At 63.7% G+C, this 26,941-nt stretch carries 26 protein-coding genes; 21 read left to right on the top strand and 5 right to left on the bottom strand.

Annotation, left to right across the window (positions count from 1 at the left end):
- The first annotated feature begins 3 nt into the window (after positions 1-3).
- Together IF10I1_RS16395 and IF10I1_RS16390 are read left to right on the top strand one after the other, a co-directional pair.
- Positions 4-858, top strand: coding sequence for an ABC transporter permease (locus IF10I1_RS16395; protein ID WP_186393553.1), 855 nt, complete (start codon positions 4-6; stop codon positions 856-858).
- Positions 859-1,191: 333 nt separating this feature from the next.
- Positions 1,192-2,418, top strand: coding sequence for a M24 family metallopeptidase (locus IF10I1_RS16390; protein WP_122521255.1), 1,227 nt, complete (start codon positions 1,192-1,194; stop codon positions 2,416-2,418).
- A 474-nt stretch (positions 2,419-2,892) separates the two neighbouring features.
- Here IF10I1_RS16390 and IF10I1_RS16385 read toward each other — a convergent pair whose 3' ends face one another.
- Positions 2,893-3,405, bottom strand: a complete 513-nt coding sequence (locus tag IF10I1_RS16385; RefSeq protein WP_186424577.1) for a MarR family winged helix-turn-helix transcriptional regulator — start codon at positions 3,403-3,405, stop codon at positions 2,893-2,895.
- A gap of 84 nt (positions 3,406-3,489) precedes the next feature.
- Here IF10I1_RS16385 and IF10I1_RS16380 point away from each other — a divergent pair, with 84 nt between their 5' ends.
- From IF10I1_RS16380 to IF10I1_RS16370, 3 genes are read left to right on the top strand one after another with little or no spacing between them, the layout of a single operon-like run.
- Complete coding sequence (locus IF10I1_RS16380) at positions 3,490-5,265, top strand: N-acetylglutaminylglutamine amidotransferase (protein WP_186424576.1); 1,776 nt, start codon at positions 3,490-3,492, stop codon at positions 5,263-5,265.
- 3 nt (positions 5,266-5,268) lie between these two features.
- Positions 5,269-7,053: an N-acetylglutaminylglutamine synthetase gene (gene ngg, locus IF10I1_RS16375; RefSeq protein ID WP_186424575.1), complete on the top strand. Its 1,785-nt coding sequence runs from the start codon at positions 5,269-5,271 to the stop codon at positions 7,051-7,053.
- Positions 7,054-7,055: 2 nt separating this feature from the next.
- Positions 7,056-8,210 (top strand): osmoprotectant NAGGN system M42 family peptidase, encoded by a 1,155-nt coding sequence (locus tag IF10I1_RS16370; RefSeq protein WP_371341338.1) that lies wholly within the window; start codon positions 7,056-7,058, stop codon positions 8,208-8,210.
- Positions 8,211-8,213: 3 nt separating this feature from the next.
- On the opposite strand, the gene IF10I1_RS16365 is transcribed toward IF10I1_RS16370, so the two are convergent.
- The gene (locus tag IF10I1_RS16365) at positions 8,214-8,849 is read right to left on the bottom strand and encodes a TetR/AcrR family transcriptional regulator (protein WP_186424573.1); all 636 of its coding nucleotides are present in this window, start codon (positions 8,847-8,849) and stop codon (positions 8,214-8,216) included.
- 243 nt (positions 8,850-9,092) lie between these two features.
- On the opposite strand from IF10I1_RS16365, the gene gatC reads away from it, so the two are divergent.
- From gatC to IF10I1_RS16315, 10 genes are all read left to right on the top strand, one after another.
- A complete protein-coding gene (gatC, locus tag IF10I1_RS16360; protein ID WP_019966277.1) occupies positions 9,093-9,380 on the top strand; it encodes an Asp-tRNA(Asn)/Glu-tRNA(Gln) amidotransferase subunit GatC in 288 nt (95 codons plus the stop codon).
- Between the two features lie 21 nt (positions 9,381-9,401).
- Positions 9,402-10,874 carry an Asp-tRNA(Asn)/Glu-tRNA(Gln) amidotransferase subunit GatA gene (gatA, locus tag IF10I1_RS16355; RefSeq protein WP_186393548.1) on the top strand — a complete coding sequence of 491 codons (1,473 nt, stop codon included), beginning with the start codon at positions 9,402-9,404 and terminating at the stop codon, positions 10,872-10,874.
- 500 nt (positions 10,875-11,374) lie between these two features.
- A complete protein-coding gene (locus IF10I1_RS16350) occupies positions 11,375-12,328 on the top strand; it encodes a hypothetical protein (protein WP_186393547.1) in 954 nt (317 codons plus the stop codon).
- Positions 12,329-12,399: 71 nt separating this feature from the next.
- Entirely contained in the window at positions 12,400-13,500 is a 1,101-nt protein-coding gene (locus IF10I1_RS16345) for an NAD(P)/FAD-dependent oxidoreductase (protein ID WP_186393546.1), read from the top strand.
- A gap of 252 nt (positions 13,501-13,752) precedes the next feature.
- Complete coding sequence (locus IF10I1_RS16340; RefSeq protein ID WP_244284735.1) at positions 13,753-15,330, top strand: glucan biosynthesis protein; 1,578 nt, start codon at positions 13,753-13,755, stop codon at positions 15,328-15,330.
- Positions 15,331-15,362: 32 nt separating this feature from the next.
- The gene (locus tag IF10I1_RS16335; protein ID WP_050471643.1) at positions 15,363-15,722 is read left to right on the top strand and encodes a hypothetical protein; all 360 of its coding nucleotides are present in this window, start codon (positions 15,363-15,365) and stop codon (positions 15,720-15,722) included.
- A gap of 5 nt (positions 15,723-15,727) precedes the next feature.
- Positions 15,728-17,521, top strand: a complete 1,794-nt coding sequence (mdoH, locus tag IF10I1_RS16330; protein WP_186393545.1) for a glucans biosynthesis glucosyltransferase MdoH — start codon at positions 15,728-15,730, stop codon at positions 17,519-17,521.
- Positions 17,522-17,659: 138 nt separating this feature from the next.
- On the top strand, positions 17,660-17,905 hold the full coding sequence (locus tag IF10I1_RS16325) for a type II toxin-antitoxin system Phd/YefM family antitoxin (RefSeq protein WP_050471641.1): 246 nt from the start codon (positions 17,660-17,662) through the stop codon (positions 17,903-17,905).
- The gene (locus tag IF10I1_RS16320) at positions 17,895-18,191 is read left to right on the top strand and encodes a type II toxin-antitoxin system RelE/ParE family toxin (protein WP_122519998.1); all 297 of its coding nucleotides are present in this window, start codon (positions 17,895-17,897) and stop codon (positions 18,189-18,191) included. Before IF10I1_RS16325 ends, IF10I1_RS16320 begins: the two co-directional genes overlap by 11 nt.
- A gap of 106 nt (positions 18,192-18,297) precedes the next feature.
- The gene (locus IF10I1_RS16315; protein ID WP_186424572.1) at positions 18,298-18,600 is read left to right on the top strand and encodes a phosphatidylglycerophosphatase; all 303 of its coding nucleotides are present in this window, start codon (positions 18,298-18,300) and stop codon (positions 18,598-18,600) included.
- A gap of 27 nt (positions 18,601-18,627) precedes the next feature.
- On the opposite strand, the gene IF10I1_RS16310 is transcribed toward IF10I1_RS16315, so the two are convergent.
- Positions 18,628-18,882, bottom strand: coding sequence for a DUF6455 family protein (locus tag IF10I1_RS16310; protein ID WP_208977399.1), 255 nt, complete (start codon positions 18,880-18,882; stop codon positions 18,628-18,630).
- A gap of 134 nt (positions 18,883-19,016) precedes the next feature.
- Here IF10I1_RS16310 and IF10I1_RS16305 point away from each other — a divergent pair, with 134 nt between their 5' ends.
- The 6 genes from IF10I1_RS16305 (at position 19,017) to IF10I1_RS16280 (ending at position 25,300) form a co-directional block, all read left to right on the top strand.
- Entirely contained in the window at positions 19,017-21,578 is a 2,562-nt protein-coding gene (locus IF10I1_RS16305) for a flagellar hook-length control protein FliK (protein ID WP_186393544.1), read from the top strand.
- Positions 21,575-21,901, top strand: a complete 327-nt coding sequence (locus IF10I1_RS16300; protein ID WP_208977400.1) for an EscU/YscU/HrcU family type III secretion system export apparatus switch protein — start codon at positions 21,575-21,577, stop codon at positions 21,899-21,901. Before IF10I1_RS16305 ends, IF10I1_RS16300 begins: the two co-directional genes overlap by 4 nt.
- Before the next feature lie 182 nt (positions 21,902-22,083).
- Positions 22,084-23,565: an Asp-tRNA(Asn)/Glu-tRNA(Gln) amidotransferase subunit GatB gene (gatB, locus tag IF10I1_RS16295; RefSeq protein ID WP_186393543.1), complete on the top strand. Its 1,482-nt coding sequence runs from the start codon at positions 22,084-22,086 to the stop codon at positions 23,563-23,565.
- 81 nt (positions 23,566-23,646) lie between these two features.
- A complete protein-coding gene (locus IF10I1_RS16290) occupies positions 23,647-24,111 on the top strand; it encodes a GNAT family N-acetyltransferase (RefSeq protein WP_186393542.1) in 465 nt (154 codons plus the stop codon).
- A gap of 57 nt (positions 24,112-24,168) precedes the next feature.
- Entirely contained in the window at positions 24,169-24,462 is a 294-nt protein-coding gene (locus IF10I1_RS16285) for a HigA family addiction module antitoxin (RefSeq protein WP_186394009.1), read from the top strand.
- A gap of 121 nt (positions 24,463-24,583) precedes the next feature.
- Positions 24,584-25,300, top strand: a complete 717-nt coding sequence (locus IF10I1_RS16280) for a glutathione S-transferase N-terminal domain-containing protein (RefSeq protein WP_186393541.1) — start codon at positions 24,584-24,586, stop codon at positions 25,298-25,300.
- Between the two features lie 74 nt (positions 25,301-25,374).
- On the opposite strand, the gene IF10I1_RS16275 is transcribed toward IF10I1_RS16280, so the two are convergent.
- Both IF10I1_RS16275 and IF10I1_RS16270 read right to left on the bottom strand, forming a co-directional pair.
- Positions 25,375-25,839, bottom strand: coding sequence for a DUF2147 domain-containing protein (locus IF10I1_RS16275; RefSeq protein ID WP_186393540.1), 465 nt, complete (start codon positions 25,837-25,839; stop codon positions 25,375-25,377).
- A gap of 189 nt (positions 25,840-26,028) precedes the next feature.
- Complete coding sequence (locus tag IF10I1_RS16270; RefSeq protein ID WP_186424571.1) at positions 26,029-26,898, bottom strand: polyphosphate kinase 2 family protein; 870 nt, start codon at positions 26,896-26,898, stop codon at positions 26,029-26,031.
- Between the last annotated feature and the right edge of the window lie 43 nt (positions 26,899-26,941).

Raw genomic sequence — 26,941 nt, 5'->3', positions numbered from 1 at the left:
ACCATGTCATCCCTTCCTCCTTACGCATCGGCGGGCCAGATCGCGTGGCACTACACGTTCCGCACGATCTGCGCGCTGATCTTCTTCTTCCTGATCTTTCCGATCATCACCATCATTCCGCTCTCGTTCAACGCGGAGAACTTCTTCACCTTCACCCCTGCCATGCTGGCGCTGGATCCGGAAGGCTATTCCACCAAGCATTACATGGATTTCTTCACCAATCCGGACTGGCAGCAGGCGCTGAGGAACTCCTTCATCATCGCACCGGCGGCGACGCTGATTGCAACCGTGCTCGGGACGCTGGCGGCCATCGGCCTGTCGCAGAACCACGTGCCCTTCCGCTCCACCATCATGGCGATCCTGATCTCGCCGATGATCGTGCCGCTGATCATCTCGGCGGCGGGCATGTATTTCTTCTACTCCCGCATCGGCCTTCAGGGCACCTATTGGGGCGTGGTTCTGGCCCATGCGGCACTCGGCACGCCCTTCGTCATCATCACGGTGACGGCGACGCTGGTTGGCTTTGACCAGAGCCTGGTGCGCGCCTCCGCCAGCATGGGGGCAGGGCCGATCCGCACCTTCTTCAAGGTGCAGATGCCGCTCATCCTGCCGGGTGTGGTGTCGGGCGCGCTCTTTGCCTTCATCACCTCCTTTGACGAAGTGGTGGTGGTGCTGTTCCTCGGTTCTGCCGGTCAGAAGACGCTGCCCTGGCAGATGTTCACCGGCCTGCGCGAACAGATTTCGCCCACCATTCTGGCGGTCGCCTCGATCATGGTGCTGCTGTCGATCATTCTCCTCAGCGTGCTGGAACTGCTGCGCCGCCGGTCGGAACGGCTGCGCGGCGTGACACCGGCCTGATGCGGCAGGCGGACCCGGGAGCTGGCGCATTTTGACAAGTGTTTGGCGCGTTGCTCCGCTTGATCAGATGCGCCCGGATCACGCAGACTGAAGCAAATTCAAACGCATGTTCCGCGCAGCGGAGCGGCACGACATCGCTGGAATGATGCTTCCTCCAAGGCCTCTTGAGGCTCTTTGGAGACCCGGGGCGGTACGCCAGTTCCGGGCATTCTTCCAGCACCGAGTTCAGGCCTGGCGGGCCGGCTTCCCATTCGGGACGCCGGCCCGTTCTGGTTTCAGAAGCTGACTTTCAAGATCCGGTTCTGGCCGGTTCGGCAAGATGGAGCGATGGAAATGGCGGAAGACATGATGCGGCTGCAGGTGATCGAGAACGGCGAAAAGAGCTGGTCGCCGTTTTCAGCAGGAGAGATGCAAGGCCGGCAGGACCGGCTGCGCGCCCGCATGGAAGCACTCGGTGTGGATGCCTGCCTTTTCACCAGCTACCACAACATCTGCTATTTCTCCGGCTTCCTCTATTGCGCCTTCGGCCGGCGTTTCGGTTTCATCGTTGATGATGAGGCGGCAACGGCGGTGGTTCCGGGCATCGATGGCGGCCAGCCCTGGCGGCGGGTGCATGGCACGGCGCTGACCTATACCGACTGGCGCAAGGACAACTATTTTCATGCGGTCTCCGAAATCCTCTTCCGGGGCGGGCGCAAGCCGAAGCGGCTCGGCATCGAATTCGACCATGTGTCGCTCGACCTGAAGGCCCTGCTGGAAGCCGCGCTTCCCGGCATCGAACTCGTTGACGTGAGCGATGCGGTGATGCGCATGCGCACCATCAAGAGCGCCGAGGAGCACCTGTTGATCCGCCATGGCACACGCATCTGCGATATCGGCGGTGCAGCCATCGCGGCAGCCGTTGCCGCTGGCGTTGGCGAGCATGAGGTGGCGCTGGCGGGCACGCAGGCCATGGTGCGGGAAATCGCCGCCTCGTTCCCCTTCGTGGAACTGATGGACACCTGGGTCTGGTTCCAGTCCGGCATCAACACCGATGGCGCGCATAATCCGGTCACCAACCGCAAGATCGAGGCGGGTGACATTCTCAGCCTCAACTGCTTCCCGATGATCTTCGGCTATTACACCGCGCTGGAGCGCACGCTCTTCTGCGAACATGCCTCTGACGCTCATTTGAAGCTCTGGGAGGTGAACTGCGAGGTTCACCGGGCCGGGCTGAAGCTGATCCGCCCCGGCGCCCGCTGCTGCGACATTGCCATGGAACTCAATGACATCTACCGTCAGCATGACCTCCTGCAATACCGCAGCTTTGGTTACGGCCATTCCTTCGGCGTGCTGTCGCACTACTATGGCCGCGAGGCTGCGGTGGAGCTGCGCGAGGATGTGGATACGGTGCTGGAGCCGGGCATGGTCGTTTCCATGGAGCCGATGATCATGATCCCCGAAGGCATGCCGGGCGCTGGTGGCTACCGCGAGCACGACATCCTGATCGTCACGGACTCTGGCGCCGAAAACATCACCGGCTTCCCCTTCGGCCCGGAGCACAACATCATCCGGGCGTGAGCACCCGCATCTGAACGCCTGGGTATGGGGGAGGGGGGCTGCAAAAGCCGTCAGGCAACAGTTCCTCTTCTCTTTGACCTGCCGGATGCACTGGTATGATGGCAGAACGCCTCCGCCCCCCTCCCCACGAGGGTGCAGTGTTTACAACGGACAGTCAGTCAGGCTCCAACTCTTCTCCCCCCTTGAGGGGGAGATGCCCCCGGCAGGGGGCAGAGGGGGGGACGGACTATCCGATCGTGAGAGATTCTGCCGCATTGATACGCAGCTACCCCCCTCTGTCTGCTGACGCAGACATCTTCCCCTCAAGGGGGGAGAGGGGCGCTGCGGCAAAACGGAGGCCCAAACCTCCTCCGTGCGTCCAAAGTAAACAATGCCCCACGAGGGGGGGCTGAGAAGCCGTGCCAGAATGACAAGACCTCAGGCCTTCCTCAATCCGCGAGCAGCTTCAAATACGATGGGTGAATCCGGTAGCTCTCAAGTGACAGGAGGGCTTGGACGCTGTGCCACATTCGCCGTCATCTCGCCTGTCGTCAGAATGGCCGCTGCGTCGAGGCGGTGCGCGTCCATGAGGGCGGCGATCTCCTCGATGGCGCTGGCGAGGGACTGCTGGGCTGCATTGTCCTTGCGGGCGAAGCGGGTTTCGAATTCCTCGTCCAGCAGGGCAGGCGCGCGCTCCAGCAGCGTGCGTCCTTCCTCCGTCAGGCGGGCGTGGACGATGCGCCGGTCCGTGGCAGAGCGCTCCCGCGCCACCAGTCCGCGCTCTTCCAGCCGGTCCAGAATGGTCACCACCGTGGCCGCGCTCAGATCCGCCTGAACGGACAGCGCCTTCGTCGTCACATCCCCAAGATCGCGGATCGCCTGCAGCACCACAATCTGCGGAATGGTCAGTCCCGCCGTGCGTGCCACCTCGCGCGAGCGCAGGTCAATGGCGCGGACGATGCGGCGCAAGGCCTTGAAAATACGGGTGGCTTCGGCGTTCTGCGGCATGATTTGCCCTGATGGTTTGAACTCTAATAATTAGAGCCCTATATATTATACACCAATAATAGCAAATGGAGGCTCGGCCCGGATATGTGCGGCTTGTGTGGAGAAGTGGTCTTTGGCGATGGCGACGCGAATGTGCGGCGCGTGGACGCGATGGCGCGCGCGATGGCTGCCCGCGGACCCGATGGCATGGGTGTCACCCAGCAGGGGCGGGTTGCGCTCGGCCACCGGCGGCTGAAGATCATCGATCTCAGCGAGCGCGGCGCCCAGCCGATGCAGGACCGGGAAGCTGGCCTGTCGCTGGTCTTCAATGGCTGCATCTACAATCATGAGGAGCTGCGGGCAGAACTGAGCAAGCTCGGCCAGCGCTTTGCCTCCACCAGCGATACGGAAGTGATCCTGAAGGCTTGGGCCCAGTGGGGCCGCGATTGCGTGGAGCGGTTTCACGGCATGTTCGCCATCGCCGTGCATGAGCGTGACACGGGCCGGGTGCATCTGGTGCGCGACCGTTTCGGCATCAAGCCGCTGTATCTGGCCGAAAGCAAGGGCCGCCTCGCCTTTGCCTCGACGCTGCCGGCGCTGCTGGCGGGCGGGGGGATCGACACCACGCTCGATCCGGTCGCCATTCACCACTACATGACCTGGCATGCGGTGGTGCCTGCGCCGCGCACGGTGCTGAAGGGTGTGCGCAAGCTGCCCGCTGCCACCATCCGCACCTATGATGTGAACGGCAGCTATTCCGATCATGTCTACTGGCAGCCGGAGTTCGAACGCAGCAATGCGGATGAGACCCGGTCCGCCGCAGAGTGGCGCGACATGGTGCTGGACGGCCTGCGCACTGCCGTGCGCCGCCGGATGGTGGCGGATGTGCCGGTGGGCGTGCTCCTGTCGGGCGGTGTGGATTCCAGTCTCATCACCGGCCTTCTGGCCGAAGAGGGGCAGAAGGACCTGGCCACCTTCTCCATCGGCTTCGAGGAGGCCAATGGTGAGAAGGGCGACGAGTTCCATTACTCGGATCTGATCGCCCGCCACTACGGCACAAACCACCACAAGATCTTCGTGCCCTCCGCCGACATGCGCGCCGAGCTGCCCGCCGCCGTGAAGGCCATGTCCGAGCCGATGGTTTCCTATGACAACATCGGCTTCTACCTGCTGTCGCGGGAGGTGTCGAAGCACATCACGGTGGTGCAGTCGGGGCAGGGGGCGGATGAGGTCTTCGGCGGCTATCATTGGTATCCGCCGCTGGCCGGCTCGAACCAGCCGGTGGCCGATTACGCGGATGCCTTCTTCGATCGCACGGATGCGGAGCTGCGCCAGCAGGTGAATCCTGAGTATCTGCCGGAGCGGGACGAGAGCCTTGCCTTCGTCGAGCAGCATTTCGCCCGGCCCGGCGCTGCCGACCCGGTGGACAAGGCGCTCAGGCTGGACACCAACATCATGCTGGTGGACGACCCGGTGAAGCGCGTGGACAACCACACCATGGCCTTCGGGCTGGAGGCGCGGGTGCCGTTCCTCGACCATGAGCTGGTGGAGCTTTCGGCCCGCATTCCCGCCCGCCACAAGCTGGCGCAGGGCGGCAAGGGCGTCTTGAAAGATGCGGCCCGCAAGGTGATCCCGGCGGATGTGATCGACCGGCCCAAGGGCTACTTCCCGGTTCCTGCGCTGAAATACCTTGAGGGCGAAACGCTGGAGATGGTGCGCGAGGCCCTGCACAGCCCGGCGGCGCGCCAGCGCGGCCTGTTCAATACCCGCTATGCCGACATGCTTCTGGCTGAGCCGAGGGAACACCTGACGAAGCTCAGGGGTTCTGCCCTGTGGCAGGTGGGCCTACTGGAAATGTGGCTGCAGGAACAGGGAATCTGATCCATGAGCGAACTTGAGCTGAACCGTCCGCGCCGGGCCTATGACCACCGGCTGCTGCGGCTGCGTGAGCATGGGCTGAAGCCGGGCATACGTCTGGACGAGGCTGGTGGCGACCCGGATGCGAGCGTTGATTGCGGCTGGGGACGGCTGATCTTCGGCGATACCTTCGCCGAACCGAAGCCACTGGTGGAGGCGCTGCTCGCCGAAGTGCCGGGGCGGCGGGATATCGCCATCTATGTGCGCGATCCGCATGTGCTGCTGGCGGCCGCCCCGCAGGATCTGTTTCTCGATCCCTCGCACATGTTCCGGCTGGATCTGGCGACCTACCGCACGGCGCGTAACCGCCGTCCGGGCTTCACCATCCGCCGCGCCTCGTCGCGCGCAGATGCCGAGGCCGTGAACCGGCTTTATGCCGAGCGCGGCATGGTGCCTGTGCCGCTCGATTTCTTCTGGTCGCAGATGGATGCACGCACAGTCACCGTGCTTGTCGCCGAGGAAGAGGAAACCGGCGAGATTGCCGGAACCGCCATGGGCGTGGATCATGACCGGGCAACGGATGGCGCGGCTGCAGGGGCTTCGCTCTGGTGCCTGGCCGTGTCGCCCAAGGCGAAGTTTCCCGGCGTTGGCGAGGCGCTGGTGCGCCGTCTGGCCGAGCATTTCAAGGGGCGCGGACGGCCGTTCATGGACCTCTCCGTGCTGCATGACAATGAGCAGGCCATAAAGCTCTACGAGAAGCTGGGCTTTTCCCGCGTGCCCTATTTCACGGTGAAGAAGAAAAACACCATCAACGAGGCGCTCTATGCCGGGCCAGCGGTCGATACGGCGCTCAACCCTTATGCGGCGATCATCGTCAACGAGGCGCGCCGGCGGGGCATTCATGCGGATATTCTCGATGCGGAGGGCGGCTTTTTCCGCCTCTCCTATGGCGGGCGGCAGGTGAAGTGCCGGGAGTCGCTGTCCGAATTCACCAGCGCCGTTGCCATGTCCATCTGCGATGACAAGGCCGCCACCCGCCGTGTGGTGGAACAGGCCGGCATCAGCGTTCCGGCGCAGGCGCTGGCAACTGATGAGGAAACGGTCAAGGCATTCCTGGCAGCCCATGGCAAGGTGGTGGTGAAACCGGCGCGGGGCGAGCAGGGCAAGGGCATCGCCATCGGCCTCACCGGCCTTGAGGAAACCATGGCCGCCATTGCCGTGGCCCGCAACACCTGCGCCGATGTGCTGCTTGAGGCTTGCGTTGAGGGCATGGATCTGCGGCTTGTGGTGATCGACTACAAGGTTGTTGCAGCCGCTATCCGCAAGCCTGCGGAAGTGACCGGTGATGGCGCAACGCCGATCCGCGACCTGATTGCCGCCCAGTCCCGCCGCCGGGCGGCGGCAACGGGGGGCGAGTCCCGCATCCCGATGGATGCAGAGACCGAGCGCTGTCTGGCGTTGGAAGGCTATGCTCTCGATGATGTTCCGGCTGCGGGCGTGACCGTGCGCGTGCGGCGCACGGCGAACCTGCACACCGGCGGCACCATTCACGACGTAACGGGGGAGACACACGGTGCGCTGATCGACGCGGCGGTGCGGGCAGCAAAGGCCATCGAAATCCCGGTAACGGGCATTGATCTGATGGTGAAGAACCCACGCGAGCCGGAATATCACTTCATCGAAGCGAATGAACGGCCCGGCCTTGCCAACCACGAGCCGCAGCCGACGGCGGAGCGCTTTGTCGATTTCCTGTTTCCGCTGTCCATGCCCCAGCCTGTCCGGGCCGCTTGGCGCGGGGGAGGTGACCTTTGAGCCTGCCGTCCATTGATGTGGAGGAGCTGGAACGGGTGCTGATGGCGCTGCTGAACGTGCCCAGCCCCACCGGCTTCACCGATGAGGTGGCGCGCTGGGTCTGTGCCTATCTGGAAGATCTTGGCATTCCCTATGAAATGACCCGGCGCGGCGCAATCCGTGCCCGTCTTCCCGGAGAGGCGCCGCGCCCGGCCCGGGCCATCGTCTCCCATCTCGACACGCTGGGGGCACAGGTGAAGGCCCTGAAGCCCAACGGGCGGCTGGAGCTTGTGCCGGTCGGCCACTGGTCGGCGCGCTTTGCCGAAGGCGCAAGAGTGACCATCTTTTCCGGCGCAGGCGCCTACCGCGCCACCATCCTGCCGCTGAAAGCGTCAGGTCACACCTTCAACACCGAGGTGGACACCCAGCCCACCGGCTGGACCCATGTGGAAGCCCGTGTCGATGCGCTGTCCCGCACGGCCACCGATCTTCACCGCCTTGGTATCGAAATCGGAGACATGGTGGCGGTCGATCCGCAGCCGGAGTTTCTGCCCAATGGCTTCATTGTCTCACGGCATCTGGATGACAAGGCGGGCGTTGCCGTCATGCTGGCGGCGCTGAAGGCGCTGGTGAAGGAGGGCTCCGTTCCGACGGTGGACACCTATTTCCTCTTCACCATCGCAGAGGAAACCGGCCACGGGGCAGGGGCCGTTCTGACGCCGGATATCGCCTCGCTGGTCGCCATCGACAACGGCACCACAGCGCCGGGGCAGAATTCGGACGAGTTCGGCGTCACCATCGCCATGGCGGACCAGACCGGGCCGTTCGACTATCATCTGACCCGCAAACTGGTGGAACTGTGCCGCCAGCATGACATCCGCTACCAGAAGGATGTGTTCCGCTACTACCGCTCCGATGCAGCTTCGGCTGTGGAGGCGGGGGCGGATGTGCGCACGGCGCTGGCCACCTTCGGTGTCGATGCCAGCCATGGCTATGAGCGCATCCACATGCATGCGCTGCGCTCGCTGGCGGAACTGGCTGCGGCCTATGTGCTGAGCCCGGTCGAGATCCAGCGCGATGCGCAGGAGTTCTCGAGTGTGAAGGGCTTCACCCGTCAGCCGGTGGAGGAAGCCCCGCAGGTGCTGCGGCCCGATCTTGTGCCGCATCCGCAAGGATAGACCTCACAGCCCCGGCAGTGCTGAGTCAGTGCTGCCGGGGCTTTGCGGCTGTGCAGGGGCAATGAGGCCTAGAACCAGCGCTGCCGTGTCTTCGATCAGGCGCTGCGGGGGCGGGTGCGGCGCTCCCGTCTGAAGCCGCAGGAAGCCTGTGACCAGCTCGATGCGGGCAGCAAGGGCAGCTTCAAAGGGCGTGGCAATCAGCATCTGCCGCAGGGCAAGCCGCCATTCATCCTCCAGCCCAGCCACAAGCTGTGCCATCGGGCAGCCTTGCGTTCCGCGGGGCAGGCGGACGAGCGCCCGGCCCAGGACCGTTCCGCACAGCCGCTGGCAGGCTTCGCTCAGGAACGCCGCCAGTTCCCCCGCCGTGGTGCGCTGAAATCCGGCCCGTCCGGCACGCAGGTCCGAAAGCCCCGCAATTCCATGCTCAAGCGCGGCCTGCAGCAGCCCGGCCTTCTCCGGCCAGCGCCGGTGCAGCGCCTGCTGGCTTGTTCCAGCCATCCGCGCAATCTCCGCCAGCCTTGCTCCATCGGGGCCATGGTCAGCAATGGCCTTCAGCGCCGCATCCAGAATACGGACCGTCAGCGCCTCATCCTGATGGCGCCCACGCGGGGAGGGGGAGTTGGTTTGAGGCTGGGTCATGGTGGGGCTTTGGCACGGCGTTTCAGCCCCCCTCCCCACTAGGGGGAGGGGGGCGGATAGGCTTTGCGTGGAAAATCCGTTCATCAATCCGGGCTGCGCCTCAATCCGTGTTCTTCCGGTATCCATCCATACCGTAATTCATCCCACCTCCATCCTCAACCCCCGGCCACCCTTGCCTTTGGACAAGCGCAGCGGAATAAGGGGGCATCTGTTTCATGAGACCATCCGGCACAAGGAAGCGCCATGTCTGTTGATATCAATACGGTGAAGCGCGTTGCGCGTCTTGCCCGCCTGAAGGTGAGCGATGCGGATGCCGAGCGCATGACCGGTGAGCTGAATTCCATTCTCCAGTTCGTCGAGCAGCTGGACGAAGTGAACATCGAGGGCGTCGAGCCGCTGACCTCCGTGGTGGCGCAGACGATGAAGAAGCGCGCCGATGGCGTGACCGATGGCGGCTATGCCGCTGACGTGGTGGCCAACGCACCGGCCACCGAAGACAACTTCTTCATGGTTCCCAAAGTCGTCGAATAAGCCGGGCAAGGATATCACATCATGACCGATCTGACCAATCAGACCCTTGCCGAAGCCCGCCGCGGCCTGCGCAACAAGGACTTCACCTCCGCCGAGCTGACGGATGCCTTCCTCTCGTCCATCGAGGGCTCGAACGGCGCGATCAACGCCTATGTCGCCGTGACGGCGGACAAGGCCCGCGCCATGGCCAAGGCCTCCGACGAGAAGCTGGCCAAGGGTGAAGGCGGCGCGCTGGAAGGCCTGCCGCTGGGCATCAAGGACCTGTTCGCCACCAGGGGCGATCACACGCAGGCCTGCTCGCATGTTCTGGATGGCTTCAAGCCGACTTACGAATCCACCGTCACGTCCAACCTGTGGGCCGATGGCGCGGTGATGCTGGGCAAGCTGAACATGGACGAATTCGCCATGGGCTCGTCCAACGAGTCCTCCTACTACGGCAACGTGGTCAACCCCTGGCGCAAGACCGGTTCCACCCAGGCGCTGGTGCCGGGCGGCTCGTCCGGGGGGTCGGCGGCAGCCGTTGCCGCCAGTCTGTGCCTTGGCGCGACGGCGACCGACACGGGCGGCTCCATCCGCCAGCCCGCCGCGCTCACTGGTACTGTCGGCATCAAGCCGACCTATGGCCGCTGCTCGCGCTGGGGCATCATCGCCTATGCTTCCTCGCTGGATCAGGCAGGCCCCATCGCCAAGACGGTGGAAGACTGCGCCATCCTGCTGAAGTCCATGGCTTCCGTTGATCCGAAGGACACCACCTCCGTCGATCTGCCGGTGCCGGACTACGAGGCCGCCATCGGCAAGTCCGTAAAGGGCCTGCGCATCGGCATTCCGCGTGAATACCGCGTCGAAGGCATGCCGGCAGAAGTGGAAGCTCTCTGGCAGCAGGGCATCGCCTGGCTGAAGGAAGCCGGTGCCGAGATCGTCGACATCTCGCTGCCGCATACGAAATATGCCCTTCCGGCCTATTACATCGTTGCTCCGGCAGAGGCTTCCTCGAACCTTGCCCGTTATGACGGCGTGCGCTACGGCCTGCGCGTGCCGGGCAAGGACATTGTCGAGATGTACGAGAACACCCGCGCCGCAGGCTTCGGCAAGGAAGTTCAGCGCCGCATCCTCATCGGCACCTATGTGCTGTCGGCCGGCTATTACGACGCTTATTACCTCAAGGCCCAGAAGGTGCGCACCCTGATCAAGCGCGACTTCGATCTGGCCTTTGAAGCGGGCGTCGATGCCATCCTGACCCCCGCAACCCCGGATGCCGCCTTTGCGCCGGGCGAGTTCTCCGATCCGGTCGCCATGTATCTCAACGACATCTTCACGGTGACGGTGAACATGGCCGGCCTGCCGGGCCTCTCCGTCCCTGCGGGCCTGTCCTCCACCGGCCTGCCGCTCGGCCTGCAGCTGATCGGCCGCCCCTTCGGCGAGGAAACCCTGTTCCAGGCCGGTGCCGTGATCGAAAAGGCCGCCGGCCGCTTCACCCCGGCCCGCTGGTGGTGACATAAGTCTGGCGCTGTCAGCTTGAGATATCAGACCCGCCGGGGCAGCTCGGCGGGTTTGTTTTTGAACGCCCTTTTCCTCTTTCCTCTCCACCGTCATCCCGGCCAAGCGCAACGCGAGCCGGGACCGGTGAGCCGGGGTGCCTGTTGCATGTTCGCATTGTTCATAGCCGGCAGGCCTTGGCTCACCGGTCCCGGATCTCCGCTTCGCTGCGTCCGGGAAGACGAAGGAGATGGGATCTCTGCAGTCTGACTAGCCTGATCGTGTAGTGTGCTTTTCTGAAACGGCATGGATGCCACGATCAAGTCGTGGCATGACGAAGTCTCCCCGGGGAGGGCCTCTCCCTGCAAGCCTCGGACAAGGTCCGGCTCGTCTAAGCCGTAGAGGCCTGCGCGAAAGCCCTGCGGTGAGTCCCGGTTGTGTTGCCGTCCATCTTTCACGCCAGCCCCCATGGATGCGTCTCCTCCTCAGGGATAGGGAGCATCTTGAGAGAGACGGCGATGATCGAAGACTATCTGATGCAGGCGCATGGCGCGGTGACCGCCGCCATGCAGACCCGGGGCCGCGGCCACCTGCCGCTGACGCTGGCCTATGTGGATTGGGAAACCGGTGTCCTGACGGCCGGGCTCGATTTCAGCGACGGTCCGTCCGAGGAGACCTTCGCGCACCTGCGCTACCTCACCTGCGGCCTGCCGCTGCGTCTGCAGCCCTTCACGGCACGCCGGCACATGTCCAATCAGAACCGCATCCGCCCGGTCGTGGGCGGGATCCAGATGGTGGTGAACCGCAGCTATCAGGAGTTCACAGGCACCATCTGCATCGGCTGCAGCTATGATGATGGCTCCATCACGCCCAAGCACGGGGTCCTCGTCTCCGGGCATGTGGTCAGCAAGACGAACACGACCGTCTACCAGAACAGCAAGGTGTCGCAGGACAACATCGGCAAGGTTCTGGTGATTGCCAACTGGAAGACCGGCTGCTGCGATGCCGCCTTCGTTGCCAAGACTGCGGCTGCCGCCGTCACCAAGGGGGAGATCTGGACGGCAGCCGGGCCCTACTTGCGGGCGACGGGTGTTGCCGGGGATGATGTGATCGTGCCCGGCCTTGATGTAAAGATGCTGGGCATGAACAACGAGGCCCCGCAGCAGGGCCAGGTGGTTGCCACCGGTGTCAGCGTCACCTTCGCCGTGGGCGAATATGACGAGCCGCAGACCCTGACCAATCAGGTTCTGGCGTCCTATGCCTCCGAAGAGGGGGACAGCGGCGGGCCGGTCTATACTCAGGTGGGAACCAATACCAACGTCACCTTCTGCGGCATCAATGTCGGTTCCTGCTCCAACACCGATGTAACCGCCAGCACGCCGGCCGTCGGCGCCGGGACCTACGGCATCTTCTCCCCCTGGTCCCAGATTGATTCTGCCTTCGGTGGAAGGCTGAATGTCCTTTCGGCTTGACGGTGTGAATTGAGCACGGTCTTCTGCCAGCCTTTCTGCCGGGGTCATTCCTGTCGTAGCTGGAGAAGGCCGTGTTTGACGTGGATACCGTTGTCATCGGAGCAGGGGCCGTTGGGCTGGCCGCCGCCCGTGCTTTGGCTGAAAGCGGGCGCGAGGTCATGGTGCTGGAGCGCCATGGACTGATCGGTTCGGAGACGAGCTCCCGCAATTCCGAAGTCATTCACGCAGGGATCTACTATCCGAAAGGCAGCCTCAAGGCCGAGTTTTGCGTGGAAGGCAAGGAGCGGCTCTATGCCTATTGTGCCGCGCGCGGCATCGGCCACAGGCGCTGCGGCAAGCTGATCGTGGCAACGTCTGAAGAGCAGGTGGCGGAACTGGAGAGCATTGCCGCCCGCGCTGCCGCCAATGGCGTTCATGATCTGGCGTTTCTGACGCGGGCTGAGGCGCAGGCGCTGGAGCCGGCACTGGCCTGCGAGGCTGCGCTCCTGTCACCTTCCACCGGCATTCTCGACAGCCACGGCTACATGCAGGCGCTGGAGGGGGACATTACATCGCGGGGCGGGCAGGTGGTGCTGCACAGCTGTGTGGCCGCTATCCATCACCGCAGCGGCGGCGGCTTCGAGCTGCTGATGGAAGGGGCAGAGGGGTACAGGCTTTCCTGCCGCCATCTCGTGGTCAGTGCGGGTCTCTCCGCAATGCGGCTGCTGTCGACGCTGGACGGCTATCCGCAGCGGCCGTTCCACATGGCCAAGGGCAACTATTTCCGCCTGTCCGCCCGCCCGCCGTTCTCGCGTTTGATCTATCCGGTGCCGGAGCCGGGCGGCCTTGGTGTGCATCTGACGCTCGATCTGGCAGGGCAGGGGCGCTTCGGACCGGATGTGGAATGGACCGGCGAGGAGGATTACAGCGTCGATCCGGCGCGCGCAGCCGGATTCTACGCCGCAATCCGCCGCTATTGGCCGCATCTGCCGGATGAAGCTCTGCTGCCTGACTATGCAGGTATTCGCCCCAAGCTGACAGGTGAAGGCGAGGTCTCCGCAGATTTCCTCATCGAAACTGAGGCCGGTCACAAAATCGCCGGCCTTGTGAATCTTCTCGGAATCGAATCGCCGGGATTGACGGCTTCATTGGCGATTGGCGCCCGCGTTGCCTTGATTGTTAATGATATGTGAGGGCTGTTTGGCGTTCTGCGAATTACTGCCGCATTTCGTTTCTAAAAAGAGGGGCAGGAAGACCAGATTAAGGGTTTGGTATTCCTGTTTTGCGAGGTGTTCAGAAAACGTGAGGTAAACGGTGCCGCATTGCAGCATTTTTATGGACGAGAGGCCTAAGTATCTCATATTATTGTCGCATCGCCTTGTGTTATATGCGACCTCCAAGGCCTTCCTGCAGCGCTGGTGACCCACTTTCCTCGGGCAAATAACGTGATCAATCGACGCAAGTTTCTTGTGACAAGTTCGCTGTGTCTCGGCTCTCTCGCCAGTGCCTTGAGCCTCGCGCCGCGCACGGCTTTTGCGCAGGCCGGCGGTGGTGCCCCGGCGCCCGCGTTCTCTTTTGAAGCGCTTGTCGAGCAGATGCGGCAGAAGGCGGGTGAGTCCTTCGATAGCACTGTGGCCGAGCTGCCGGAACGTTTCGCCGCGCTCGACTATGACCAGTACCGGGCCATCCGCTTCCGGCCGGACAAGGCAGTCTGGCGCGATGCCGGTGTCAGCTACGAGATGCAGGCCTTTCCTCCCGGCGGGCTCTACACCAAGCCAGTCCAGATTTATGAGGTGGATGGGCCGAACCTGCGCGAGCTGCATTTCACCGGCGCAGACTTTGAATACCGCGAGCCGCTCAATGCGGCGGACTTCGAGGGGCAGGACCTGCCGGGTGTCGCCGGTTTCCGGTTGCATTATCCGCTGAACCGGCCCGAGTACAAGGACGAGCTGATCGCCTTTCTCGGCTCCAGCTATTTCCGGGCGCTTGGCAAGGGGTCGATCTATGGCCTGTCCGCCCGCGGCCTTGCCATCGATACGGCGGCCGGCAAGCCGGAAGAGTTTCCGCGCTTCACGCGTTTCTTCATCGAGCGGCCGCAGCCGGGGCAGAACAGCCTCAAGATCTGGGCCGAACTGGAGAGCGAGCGCGTCACGGGCGCCTATGCTTTCGTGGTGACGCCGGGAATCAACACGGAAGTCGAAGTCGATGCCCGCATTTTCCTGCGCGGAGATGTGGACCGGCTGGGCATTGCGCCGCTGACGTCCATGTATCTTTTTGGTGAGAATGACCGGCTCGGCTTTGACGACTTCCGCCCCGAGGTTCACGACAGCGACGGGCTGCTGATCCTGCATGATTCCGGCGAACGGCAGTGGCGGCCGCTGGTGAACCCGCGCAATCTGGGCTTGTCCTTCTTCTCAGCGGAAAAGATCAAGGGCTTTGGACTGATCCAGCGGGATCGCAATTTCGAAAACTATCAGGACACGGAAGCGAAATACGAGCGCCGTCCGTCCCTGTGGATCGAGCCGCTGGATGATTGGGGCAAGGGCCATGTGATGCTGGCGGAAATTCCTTCGCAGAAGGAGATCCACGACAACATCGCAGCCTTCTGGATTCCCTCCGGTCCGGCCAAGGCCGGGGCGGAGCTGCGGTTCCGCTACCGCATGTATTGGGGCCGGGAGCCGGAACCGGGCACGGAGCTTGCGCAGATCACCGATACCCGCACCGGTCACGGCGGCAGCGCGGCCTCGGATTATGATCCGGCCCTGCGCAAGTTTGTTGTCGAATTCAGGGGCGGGCCGCTGATGCCGGTTGGCCGTGACGCCAATATTGAACCGAAACTCTGGGTGCAGAATGCCGAAGTGCGCAATCCGCTGCTTCAGCAACTGCAGCCGGGGCACTGGCGCTTCATCTTTGACCTTTACAGGCAAGACAACAGCAGCCCGTCTGAAATGAGCTTGTCTCTTGTCCTGGACGGCAAGACCGCGACAGAGACTTGGATGTACCAATGGAACAAAACGGTATGAGTGGAGTTGTCATGGGAGACCAGGAGGCTTCTATGTCGATTGAAACAGACTTTACTGCAGGCGCTGAACAGTCAGTGGTTGCAGCTGGTTTGGAGTTTGTCCGCGCCCACACGGGCCGGGCGGATGTTGAGGATGCTGTGCTCGTGCAATCGGTTGCCGAGACGCTGGCCCTGCTGGGTCTTGAGCGCGATGCGGAAGAGCTGCTGGCTCATCCGGAGAGCGATGCGGCAACTCTGCGTCTCGTAGCGTCCTGTATTGTTCTGCCGCAGCCGCAAGTGGCGCTTGCGATGCCCGAGCATAACCTGCAGGGACGGCTGGTGCCTGCGTGGCTGCGCTCTGCTGCGGGTGCACGCAGCCTGTTTGGCGCGCGTCCTCCGGTGGGTGAGGGCTGACATCCATGATCGGGTCGGGGGAAAGCCGCCTCGCGGTGGCAATCCGGCGTATCGGAGCTTTCGTGCTGGCGGCGACCCTGACGGTTGCCGCCGCTTCCATGTTTGGCACGGTGGTTCAGTCGGACGGGTTTGACTGGGTTGACGTTCTGCGCATCGCGCTGATCGTCATCACCGCATTCTGGCTGGCCTGGGGTGCCTGTACTGCGCTGCTGGGCGTGCTTTTCACCCCGCCGCAGATGCCGGTGCTGCAGGGCCGCCCCGTGGGCCGCACGGCCATTCTGGTGCCGGTCTACAACGAGGACACAGGGCCGGTCTTCGCCCGGATTGCAGCCATGTACCGCTCCATCGAGGCTGCCGGCTACATCGATCTTTTCGATGTGCATGTGCTGTCGGACTCGACCAGGGCGGCCAGTGTCGCTGCCGAAAACGAGGCCTACCGTTCGGCCCTGATCAGTCTCAAGGCGGGCGGGCATCTCTATTACCGCAACCGCAGCCCGAATGTCGGCCGCAAGGCCGGCAATATCGCCGATTTCATCCGCACGTCGGGCGGTGCTTATTCCTACATGCTGGTGCTGGACGCCGACAGCCTGATGCGCGGGGAGACCATCGTCGAGATGGTGCGCCGCATGGAAGCCGAGCCGAAGCTGGGGCTGCTGCAGGCCCTGCCGCAGGTCATCGGTCTCAGCACGCTCTTCGGCCGCATGCTGCAGTTCTCGGCCGCCTTCTATTCCCCGGTCTTCACCCGGGGTGTGGCGGCACTGCAGGGCTCGGAAGGCCCGTTCTGGGGCCATAATGCGCTCATCCGCGTGCGGGCCTTTGCCGAAAGCTGCGGCATGGGCGCGCTGACCGGCAAGCCGCCCTTCGGCGGGCATATTCTCAGCCACGACACGGTGGAAGCGGCGATGCTGGCCCGTGACGGCTGGACCGTGCGCGTCGACCCGGATCTGGAAGGCTCCTATGAGGAGGCTCCGGCCAATATCGTGGCCTATGCCAAGCGTGACCGGCGCTGGTGCCAGGGCAACCTGCAGCATGCCCGCCTTCTGATCGCGCCGCGCTTCCGCCTGTGGAGCCGCATCTCGATCCTGCAGGGGATTTTCGCCTATCTGTCCTCGCCGATCTGGCTGATCTTCATCATCGCCAGCCTTGCCGCGCCGCTGTTTGCGCCGCCGCCGGTCTATTTCGATGCGTCCTCACCCTTCCCGGTGTTCCCGCATCCGGAGACGACCACGGCGCTGGCCCTGCTGTTCGGCGTGGTGGCGCTCCTGATCCTGCCCAAGGCCATCCTGCTGGTGCGGGCGCTGGTACGCGGAGATTCCCGCAACTTCGGCGGTGCCTTCTGCGTGACGCTGACGGCGTTTCTGGAGCTTGTCTTCACCTCGATGCTGGCGCCGGTGCATATGATGTTCCAGAGCCGGTCGGTGCTGCAGATCCTGCTCGGGGCTGATTCCGGCTGGCCTGCAGCCGACCGTGCCGATGGCTCCATGTCCTTCTGGGACAGCATCAAGGCCACCTGGTGGATGGCGATCGGCGGGGCTGCCGCCTTGGTCTTTGCCCATAATTACACACCGGACCTGCTGCTCTGGCTGATGCCGATTGCCCTGCCGCTGGTGCTGGCGCCAATCCTCGTGTTTCTCACCTCGTCCGTGCTGATGGGCCAGGCCTTCCGCCGTCTCCGCCTGTTCGTCACGCCTTTCGAGATGACCCCGGAGCCGGTGATTGCCGATCTGGAACGCACGCTGGAAGCTGGCGCCAATGCGCCCACGACGCCGCTTGCGGCCAAGGCCGTGCAGGCGGTCTGAGCCAGGCAGTGAGTTTTTGACAGTCAAGGCGCGGGGGCAGCTTCCGCGCCTTTTTTCGTTGGAGGCGTTCCCCGTGCCAAAGGTTGAAAAAAGGTGCCAAAAATGATATCTGAATGAGTGCGGACAGGAGGTGCTCTCATGCAGCGTATCGAGGCGAAAGTAGCCGTCAGCGTTTCCGAACTGAAGAAAAGCCCTTCCGCTGTGCTGGAACAGGCGCAGGGAGAAACGGTTGCTGTGCTCAATCACAACCGCATCATGGCTTACATGGTGCCAGCCAGCGTGTTCGAGACGATGATCGAGCGTCTGGATGATCTGGAGCTGGTCAAGGTCATCGAGAGCCGTGCCGGTGAGACACCGGTCCGGGTTTCACTTGATGAGCTATGAGCTTCAGTTTCTGCCTTCCGCTTTGAAGGAATGGAACAAACTGGGCGCAACGATCCGGGCTCAGCTGCGCAAGAAACTGGCCGAGCGCCTGCAGAACCCGCGTGTTCCGGGCGATGCTCTGCATGGCCTGCAGGACCATTACAAGATCAAGCTCCGCAGCGCAGGCTACCGGCTTGTCTACCGTGTCGACGACCTCGTGGTAACTGTCACTGTGGTGGCCGTTGGCCGCCGTGACAGGAGTGAAGTCTACAAGGACGCATCAGACAGGCGGAAGGGGCTGGCCTGATGCCGGAAACTCCCGGTGGTCACATCCAATGCCCCGCCTGTGTGAAAACGCCGCGCAGGCCCTGCAAAGGCTCGCCAGCGGAGCGATCGCGGGCTAGAGTGCGCGCATGATTGATGTTTCAGCCATGTGGGCGGGTCTTTTCGAATTCGCCGGACTTCTCAACCCGATCGCGCTCGTGATCGGCGCCGTCATGGGATATTTCGCGGCCCAGCGGCGGCAGATCATCATCGCGGCCTTTGCCGCAGCGGTGTTTTCGCTGATGGCTGACGCGCTGCTGCGCTCCATCGGGCTGCCTCAGTTTGCAGCGCAGGCAGGCCCACTCGCCGCCTTTCCCTTCCGGTTTGCTGGCGGCGGTATTCTGGCTCTGGTGGTGCATCTGGTCTTCCGGCGCAAGGCGCAGAAGGCCTGAGGTCCGCATTCTGCCTGGCGGTATGGATCAGCCGTAGCGGGCCCATTCCTTGAAGAGATTGGCATTCGGGCAGATCGCAGGGGCATGGGCGGCACCTTCAGGATGCGCGTCCAGCCACTCGCGGCATTCCTTGGTGTGGCCGCAGCTGAGGCAGCGGGTGGCTGCCACGCGCAGGTCATTTGCGCCGCTGAAACCCGTGTTTGGCTTGTTGACGGCACCGATGGCGCTCATCATGCGGCCCATCAGTTCGGCTCGTTCGTTCAGTCTGTCCATCCAGCTCATGCAACTTCCTCCTGCCGGCAGCCCCGGATTTGGCTCATATTTCTCCGGCAAACAGCTTTGCGCCTTGACCCCGATCAAGCCAGGCCGAACAATGTGAGGGTCAGTGAGCGCAAATTCGGGGAAGGGCGCATGCGGTGACGCAGGTTTCAACCGGCCAGGTGACGGCTCCCCAGACAGCGGCTCCAGCGCTTGAGGCGCTGCCCGTCGGTGCGCAGTTGCGCGGCCAGGTGGTGAGCGGCGCGCCTGAGGGCATGATGCGGCTTGCGGTCGGTTCTGCCCGGCTCGACGTGAAGGCGGATCTGCCGCTGCCCGCCGGAACGCCGGTGCTGATCGAGGTCAAGCAGCCAGCTCCTGCCATGCGGCTGAAGGTGAGCGCCGATGAAGCAGCGCTGCAGGGGCGCGGCCAGCCGCAGGCGAATGCGGGGCAGAGCAGTGGGGCAGGTGCCAGCCCGGCCACAGGTCTTGCTCCCGGTCAGGCAACGTCCGATGCAAGCCTTCAGGCCCAGCAGCTCAAATCCGCCGCCGCGCTGGCTCAGGCAGCAGGCGGCGCCACGCCCGCACAAGCCGCCCTCCAGACCGGAACGGCTCAGGCCCGGCCTGTGCTGGCAAATGTCGATCTGTCCACCTTTGTCCTGTTGAAAGCCGATACGAAGGCTCCGGGGGTTACGTCAGGACCGGGCCCTGCGGCCTCTGCATCCGGCTCTCCCGCTTCCGGTTCTCCGGTATCCAGTGCTGCAGCAACCGGTTCGGCAGCGGCTCCCGGCGCGCCTGCGGGCGGGCAGGCTGCTGCCTCAGCTCCGGCTGGAGGACAGGGTGCCGTCCAGCCTTCACCGCAGGCAGGTGCGCAGCCGCCAGCCGCTCCTGATGCGGCAGGGCGTGGTCAGCCAACCGCTCCGGCGCCCGTTGCAAATGCGTCGCCTTCGGGCGCTGCTCCGTCTGCTCCGGCCTCGGGGCAGGCCGCCGGCGCAGCAGCAGCAGCAGGGTCTCCCGCACAGGTGTCTGCGGCAGGAACGGTGCCTGCTTCTTCAGCTTCTGCCGGGCAGGGCCAGATATCAGGCCAGATACTGGGTCAGACTGTGGGCCAGCTGGTTGGGCCCGGAACCAATCAGGCGGCCAATCCGGGAGCAAATCCGGTGCCAGGCCAGCCCCAAGGTCAGGCCGCAGGCCCGCAATCATCCGGTCAACCGCCAGCTCCATCCTTGCCGTTCGCACCACCATCTGCCGCTGCCGCAGCTGGTTCCACCGGCATGGGCGCGGAGGGAGTTGGTGCGGCAAAGCCCGCAGTCCCGTCCGCCGCCGGACTGTCGGCCGGAGCGGCCGTGCCTTCCGGGGCTGCTGCTCCCGGTCATGCCGCTACAGCTCCCGCATCTGGCCTTGGGGCGGTACCTCAGATGTCGCCGGGTCTTGGCCAGTCAGCCGCAGCAAATGCCGGTACCGCTGCCTCAAATGCAGCCGCCACCGGTGCACCAACGCAGACCGCAGGCCCTGCTGCTTCCCCCGCCGCTGCAGGCTCCGCTTCCGGCATCAACAGGCAAATGCCAGCGCTCGCGTCTTCTGCAGACGCCTCTGCCGCCACGCCATCTCGTGCCTCCCTGTCCGGTGCACAGACGGAGGCGGAGCTTCAGGCGCTGGCGCGCGGCCCCGGACCCTTGACGGCGGCAGGTGAAGCCGCGCGGGCACTGGATCCGCAGGCGCTGAAGGCGGCGCTTGCCGAACCGGCGCAGGCGCGCACGGTGCTGTCTGCGCTCATGGCCAGTGCCGGCAAACTGGACACGGCTGCGCTTCCGCCGGCCGGACAGAAGCTGGTGGAAGCCTTGAAGGGCTTGCAGGCGGATGCGGACAGCCTGTCCGATCCGGCAAGACTGAAGGCTGCGGTGGATGCGGTTCTCGGGCTGGCGGCATCCGCCACCGGCGCCATGGCGGCAGGCCTGCAGCGCAAGGGCGATGTGCCGCAGAAGGCCGACGGCCTGACCATGCTTCTGGTGCGGCTCGCAGGCCTTGCCGATGAGGCGCTGGCCGCCCAGCCGCAACTGCCCTCCGGCCGCAAGGGGGCGGCACAGGCGGGCCGCGGGGGCATGCCCTCCAGTCTTGACCCGGAAACGGCCACGGCGCTGGCGCAAAAGACCGGCGCCGAGGTTGGCGAGCGCGTGCGGCTGCAATCCGTTTCACGCATGGCGGCGGAATATCTGATCCGGGATATGGCGCGGGCCGCCGGCAAGGGCACCGCGCAGGAATCTCAGGCCGGGCAGGCCCGTGCCGTATCGGGCGCCACGGCAGGGGCTGCCCTTGCGGGAACGTCCTCAGGTGCACCGGCGGCGCGGCCCGTGGATGTGTCGCTGGATCTGCCGGTGCTGATTGACGGCCAATCGCGGGTCCTCAGCCTCAGGATCTCGCGCGATCCGCAAAATCCTGATGTGCCTGCCGACCCCAAGGGGCCGGAATGGCGCGTGCGCTTCAGCCTTGATCTGCCCGAAGGCGGGCTGGTGGAGGCTGCGGCGGGTCTGCGCGGCACCAGCAGCTATGTCACGCTGCGTGCCGCCGAGGAGGACACGCTGGCCGGTTTCCTCAGCCGCCGGGAAACGCTGGCGGCGCTTTTTGCCGATGAAGGGCTGGACTTGGAGGATCTGCGCATCCTGAGGGCAAAGCCTGAATCGGCTCCGGCCATTGCGCCTCTGCCGCTGGACCGCAGTTCATGAAGAAACCCGAAACGCCGGATCCCGCCCCGGAGGGAGTGGCGGCAAAAACTTTGGCAAGACCACCCCGCAAGCTCGCCATCGCCCTGCATTATGACAACCGCAGCGCCCCGCGTGTTTCGGCCAAGGGTATGGGGCCGGTGGCCGAGCGGATTGTCGAGATCGCCCGGGAGGCCGGGGTGCCGGTGGAGGCCAACTCGCCGCTGGCCGAGGCCTTGTCGCATCTGGAGCTAGACGAGGAAATCCCCGAGGCGCTTTATCAGGCGGTGGCGGTGCTGATCAGCTTCATCCTGCGCAAGGGCAAGGCACCTAATCCGCCGGGGTGAGGGCAGGCGGGTTTCATCTGCAATTTCCAGCGGCCGGGCGGGCTCTCCCTCTTGCAGGCAGGGCAAATCCCGTCTAGGCAACAGGAGCGTGCGCCGGCGCAGCCAGACCTCCGGAAACGGGCGGGAAAGGCCTGTGCGGCAGACGCGCAACCCGCCGGAATTTGAACAGGATTAGAGATCAGATGACGATTGTCGAGGCACGCAAGCCCGATCCGAAAAAATTCATCAAGGGAGCCACCGGTGACTGGGAAGTCGTGATCGGCATGGAAGTCCATGCGCAAGTGACCTCCCAAGCCAAGCTCTTCTCGGGCGCCTCGACGGAATTCGGCAATGATCCCAATGCGAATGTCAGCCTCGTTGACGCGGCCATGCCCGGCATGCTGCCCGTGATCAACGAGGAATGCGTGGCACAGGCGATCCGCACGGGCCTTGGCCTGAAGGCGCAGATCAACCTGAAGTCCGTGTTCGACCGGAAAAACTATTTCTACCCGGATCTGCCGCAGGGCTACCAGATTTCCCAGTTCAAGCAGCCGATCGTCGGCGAGGGCGTCATCATCCTCGACATGCCGGACGAGCGCGTGGAAGTGGGCGTCGAGCGTCTGCATCTGGAGCAGGATGCGGGCAAGTCGCTGCATGACCAGCATCCGACCATGTCCTTCGTCGATCTGAACCGCTCCGGCGTGGCGCTGATGGAAATCGTCTCCAAGCCGGACCTGCGCTCGGCGGACGAGGCCAAGGCCTATCTCACCAAGCTGCGCATCATCCTGCGGTATCTGGGCACCTGCGACGGCAACATGGACCAGGGCTCCATGCGCGCCGACGTGAACGTCTCCGTGCGCCGCCCGGGCGAAGGTTTCGGCACGCGCTGCGAGATCAAGAACGTCAACTCCATCCGCTTTGTCGGTCAGGCCATCGACTATGAAGCCCGCCGCCAGATCGCCATTCTGGAAGACGGTGGCTCCATTGATCAGGAAACCCGCCTCTATGATGCGGTGAAGGGCGAGACCCGCTCCATGCGCTCCAAGGAAGAGGCGCATGACTACCGCTACTTCCCGGACCCGGATCTTTTGCCTCTGGAGTTCACGCAAGGCTATGTCGATGAGCTGGCCCAGCACCTGCCGGAACTGCCGGACGACAAGAAGGCCCGCTTCGTTGCGGACTATGGCCTGACGCCCTATGACGCCGACGTGCTGGTGGCCGAAAAGGTCTCGGCGGACTTCTTCGAATCCGTTGCCAAGGGCCGCGATGCCAAGATGGCGGCGAACTGGGTGATCAACGAGTTGTTCGGCCGCCTCAACAAGGAAGGGCTGACCATCGAGACCAGCCCGGTGAATGCCGGCCAGCTCGGGGGGATCATCGACCTGATCAAGGAAGGCACGATTTCGGGCAAGATCGCCAAGGACCTGTTCGAGATCATCTGGACCGATGGCGGCGAGCCGGCGGCTGTCGTGGAAGCGCGCGGCATGAAGCAGGTGACCGATCTTGGCGCCATCGAGGCCGTCGTCGACCAGATCATCGCTGCCAACCCAGACAAGGTGGCCCAGGCCAAGGAAAAGCCGACGCTGCTCGGCTGGTTTGTCGGTCAGGTGATGAAGGAATCCAGGGGCAAGGCCAATCCGCAGGCGGTGAACGACCTGCTCAAGGCCAAGATCGGTATCGAGTAATCGCGCCATGTGATGACGCCTGTTTCTTAAGTTCTGCGCCCCGGACCATGGTTCGGGGCGTTTGCATGTGGAGTGGAGTTTATGGACGGGTTCCGGATTGAAAAGGCGCGCTCTGAGCATCTGGCGGATATTCTCGCCATCATCAATGCCGGTGCTGTCGGCGCAAGAGAGAACTATGAAAGCGGCGATCCGGAAGACTATCGCGCCGCCTTCGATGAGATCCTGACCGCACCCGAAACGGACATCTACGTGGTGCTGGGCGGGACAAGCGGTGAGGAGGTTCTGGCCACCTATCAGCTGATCTTCGAGAAGGGCCTGGCCTTTCGCGGGCGCGGCCGGGTGAGCCTTGAAAGCGTCCACACGCGGTCGGATATGCGAGGGCAAGGCATCGGCAAGGCGATGGTGAAACATGCCGAGGCTCTGGCGCGGGCGAGGGGAGTTGCCCTGATCCAGCTTTCCTCCAACCGCATCCGTCTCGATGCCCACCGCTTCTACCTGCGCGAAGGCTATGAGCAGAGCCATCTCGGGTTCAAGAAGATGCTTTGAGGTGCTGCGATGACCGAGGCAGTTGAAATAGGAACAGGTACAACAGTGAGCATCCGCATGAACACACCGGCGCATCCCGGTGGGTTTGTGAAGCATGAAATCATTGAGCCGCTGAAATTGTCGGTAACGGATGCGGCAAAGGTGCTGGGGGTGACAAGGCCCGCGCTTTCGGCCCTTCTGAACGAGCGTGCCGCGCTATCGCCTGAGATGGCGTTGCGTATTGAAAAGGCCTTCGGTGTTTCGATGGAGACACTGATGCGCATGCAGAACAGCTTCGACATTGCCCGCACGCGGCTGAAGGCTGACGAGATCGTGGTGGCCCGCTACGAAGGCGGTATCCAGGACGCATGACTTGCCGGGTTGGCGCGGCTGGCCTAGCTTGGCAGGTGAGAGCGGGCGCTTGCCCGCGTTGATCCCCTGACTGGATCCCCTGACTGGATCCCCCGACCGGATACCATGACTGGAGCCCATGATGCCTGTGACCCAGACTGCGCCCATCGAACTGCATTACTGGCCGACGCCGAACGGCTGGAAGATCTCGATCCTTCTGGAGGAGCTCGGCGTTCCCTATGAGGTGAAATACGTCAATATCGGCAAGGGCGAGCAGTTCCGTCCCGAGTTTCTGGCCATTGCCCCGAACAATCGCATGCCGGCGATTGTCGATCCGGAAGGCCCGGGCGGCGCGCCAATCTCCGTGTTTGAATCCGGCGCCATCCTGCAATATCTCGGCCGCAAGTTCGGCGCGTTCTATCCGGCAGACGAGCGCAAGCGGGTCGAGGTGGACGAGTGGCTGATGTGGCAGATGGGCGGCTTCGGTCCGATGCTCGGCCAGAACCATCACTTCCGCATCTATGCGCCCGAAAAGATCCCCTATGCCATGGACCGCTATCTCAACGAGACGCACCGGCTTTACGGCGTTCTCAACAAGCGGCTGGACGGACGCGCCTATGTTGCGGCAGATGAATACACCATCGCCGACATGGCCATCATTGGCTGGGCGCAAGGCTGGAAGAACCAGGGCATGGACCTTGAAGAGTTCCCCCATGTGAAGGCCTGGAAAGCCCGGCTGGAAGAGCGTCCCGCCGTGCAGCGCGGGCTTGCGGTTGGCCGTGAGGAACGCGAGCGTCAGGCTTCGCTGGCCGATGACAAGGACGCGCAGAAGGTTCTGTTCGGCCAGCGCGCCCGCTGAAGACATACTTCAGACAGAGCAGGCCGGTCTCTCAGTGGATAGACCGGCCTGCATAAGTTCAAGACATCACGGCGTTACTTCACCCGAGACCAGGTCTCTCCCTTGCAGATGAGGCCGCCCATGACGCAGCCTTCCAGCGTCATCTTGTCGGCGCCGTCCATCTGGATGAAACCGGTGTAGGTCTTGCCGTCCTCGGCGTTGTAGACCTCGCCCTTCCACTGACCATCCTTGCCGGTCGGCTTCATGCCGAGCACGATCTGTGTGCCGAGCAGGGGCTTGCTCTGCCTGGCCGGGTCCGGGTTCTTGGTGTCGTTGCGCGGTTCTTTCAGCCAGATGATGGTGCCGCAGAGATTGCCGCCGCAGGGGCCGATCTTGATGCGCGACGAACCGCTGGGGCGCGTCCATTCGCCTGAAGCATCCGCGGCCCGGGCGGACGAGGCTGGAAGCATCAGCATCAGGGAAGCAGCCAGCATCAGGCCGCCGCCGAGCGTTGCGGACAGGCTGCGGGCTGATGTGTTGCGGACAAGTGAAAGCATCATTGCGTGTCTCCTCCCAGTGGCATCCCGCTGTCTCCTCAAACAGGCTGGATGCCCTTTACGCAAAGGGAAGGCTATGCTGTTTCCTGTCTGCTGAAAAGCCGTGCCGTTAGGGAAGGCGGCAGCTAAATTTTCACGGCTAGAAAATGCCCGTGTTCCACGCGGGCATGAGCTGTTTCCAATGACACAGGTTCATCGGGCCTCAGCATCGGCAGCCGCAACGGCCGCGTGATAATGGCGGCGGATGTCCTCCAGATCGACACTCACCTTCGGCGTCTTCAGGTCCATCGACAGAAGCGTTTCCTCGATGATTCGTGCGACGGCAAAGTTGCGTACCCACTTGCGGTCGGCCGGGATGACATACCAGGGCGCGTCCTTGGTGGAGGTGCGCTGCAGCGCCTCTTCATAGGCCTTGGTGTAGGCGTCCCAATGCTTGCGCTCGGTATAGTCCGCCTCGCTGATCTTCCACTGCCGCGTGGGGTCGGTCAGCCGCACGGCAAAGCGTTCCAGCTGCTCTTCCGGGCTGATGTGCAGGAAGAACTTGAGAATGCGCGTGCCACTGGCCGTCAGAAGCTGCTCGAAGGCGTTGATCTGGTCATAGCGGGCACGCCAGACCTTTTCCTCCACCATCTCATGCACCCGCACCACCAGCACGTCCTCATAGTGGGAGCGGTTGAAGATGCCGACTTCGCCCTTGCCCGGCACGGCCCTGTGCACGCGCCAGAGGAAGTCATGCGCCAGCTCCTGCGCCGTCGGCTGCTTGAAGGAGGTTACCTTCACCCCTTGCGGGTTGAGGCCGGACATGACCTTGCGGATGGTCCCGTCCTTGCCCGCCGCATCCAGCCCCTGCAGCACCACAAGCAGGGAGGAGCGGGCGTCCGCATAGAGCAGGAACTGAAGCCGCGCGAGCGATTGCGTGACTTCCGCCGTGCGCGCCTCTGCCGCGTCCTTGTCGTGCCCGTTGGGCTTGTCTGCCGTGGGCAGTGCGGACAGATCCACCTTCTGGCCCGGCTTCACCCTGAGGGATTCAAGCCAATCGCGTTCTTCCTGACTGCCGGCCATGCTGGTCTCCCGTATTTGCCTTGCCGGCTGACAATGACTGCCG

Origin of the sequence: Pannonibacter sp. I15F10I1, assembly GCF_900185665.1 — a bacterium.
Classification (GTDB): domain Bacteria; phylum Pseudomonadota; class Alphaproteobacteria; order Rhizobiales; family Stappiaceae; genus Pannonibacter; species Pannonibacter indicus.
This window is presented reverse-complemented; position numbering and strand designations above follow the sequence as displayed.

What these genes read in the sequence shown, in the direction of transcription:
- IF10I1_RS16285 (WP_186394009.1), top strand. Translation starts at nt 24,169, where the DNA reads ATGAACACACCGGCGCATCCCGGTGGGTTTGTGAAGCATGAAATCATT.
- IF10I1_RS16350 (WP_186393547.1), top strand. Translation starts at nt 11,375, where the DNA reads ATGATCGAAGACTATCTGATGCAGGCGCATGGCGCGGTGACCGCCGCC.
- IF10I1_RS16280 (WP_186393541.1), top strand. Translation starts at nt 24,584, where the DNA reads ATGCCTGTGACCCAGACTGCGCCCATCGAACTGCATTACTGGCCGACG.
- IF10I1_RS16390 (WP_122521255.1), top strand. Translation starts at nt 1,192, where the DNA reads ATGGCGGAAGACATGATGCGGCTGCAGGTGATCGAGAACGGCGAAAAG.
- gatA (WP_186393548.1), top strand. Translation starts at nt 9,402, where the DNA reads ATGACCGATCTGACCAATCAGACCCTTGCCGAAGCCCGCCGCGGCCTG.
- IF10I1_RS16380 (WP_186424576.1), top strand. Translation starts at nt 3,490, where the DNA reads ATGTGCGGCTTGTGTGGAGAAGTGGTCTTTGGCGATGGCGACGCGAAT.
- IF10I1_RS16310 (WP_208977399.1), bottom strand. Translation starts at nt 18,882, where the DNA reads ATGAGCTGGATGGACAGACTGAACGAACGAGCCGAACTGATGGGCCGC.
- IF10I1_RS16290 (WP_186393542.1), top strand. Translation starts at nt 23,647, where the DNA reads ATGGACGGGTTCCGGATTGAAAAGGCGCGCTCTGAGCATCTGGCGGAT.
- ngg (WP_186424575.1), top strand. Translation starts at nt 5,269, where the DNA reads ATGAGCGAACTTGAGCTGAACCGTCCGCGCCGGGCCTATGACCACCGG.
- IF10I1_RS16320 (WP_122519998.1), top strand. Translation starts at nt 17,895, where the DNA reads ATGAGCTATGAGCTTCAGTTTCTGCCTTCCGCTTTGAAGGAATGGAAC.
- mdoH (WP_186393545.1), top strand. Translation starts at nt 15,728, where the DNA reads ATGATCGGGTCGGGGGAAAGCCGCCTCGCGGTGGCAATCCGGCGTATC.
- IF10I1_RS16300 (WP_208977400.1), top strand. Translation starts at nt 21,575, where the DNA reads ATGAAGAAACCCGAAACGCCGGATCCCGCCCCGGAGGGAGTGGCGGCA.
- IF10I1_RS16395 (WP_186393553.1), top strand. Translation starts at nt 4, where the DNA reads ATGTCATCCCTTCCTCCTTACGCATCGGCGGGCCAGATCGCGTGGCAC.
- IF10I1_RS16385 (WP_186424577.1), bottom strand. Translation starts at nt 3,405, where the DNA reads ATGCCGCAGAACGCCGAAGCCACCCGTATTTTCAAGGCCTTGCGCCGC.
- IF10I1_RS16270 (WP_186424571.1), bottom strand. Translation starts at nt 26,898, where the DNA reads ATGGCCGGCAGTCAGGAAGAACGCGATTGGCTTGAATCCCTCAGGGTG.
- IF10I1_RS16275 (WP_186393540.1), bottom strand. Translation starts at nt 25,839, where the DNA reads ATGATGCTTTCACTTGTCCGCAACACATCAGCCCGCAGCCTGTCCGCA.
- IF10I1_RS16325 (WP_050471641.1), top strand. Translation starts at nt 17,660, where the DNA reads ATGCAGCGTATCGAGGCGAAAGTAGCCGTCAGCGTTTCCGAACTGAAG.
- IF10I1_RS16315 (WP_186424572.1), top strand. Translation starts at nt 18,298, where the DNA reads ATGATTGATGTTTCAGCCATGTGGGCGGGTCTTTTCGAATTCGCCGGA.
- IF10I1_RS16365 (WP_186424573.1), bottom strand. Translation starts at nt 8,849, where the DNA reads ATGACCCAGCCTCAAACCAACTCCCCCTCCCCGCGTGGGCGCCATCAG.
- gatC (WP_019966277.1), top strand. Translation starts at nt 9,093, where the DNA reads ATGTCTGTTGATATCAATACGGTGAAGCGCGTTGCGCGTCTTGCCCGC.
- IF10I1_RS16335 (WP_050471643.1), top strand. Translation starts at nt 15,363, where the DNA reads ATGTCGATTGAAACAGACTTTACTGCAGGCGCTGAACAGTCAGTGGTT.
- gatB (WP_186393543.1), top strand. Translation starts at nt 22,084, where the DNA reads ATGACGATTGTCGAGGCACGCAAGCCCGATCCGAAAAAATTCATCAAG.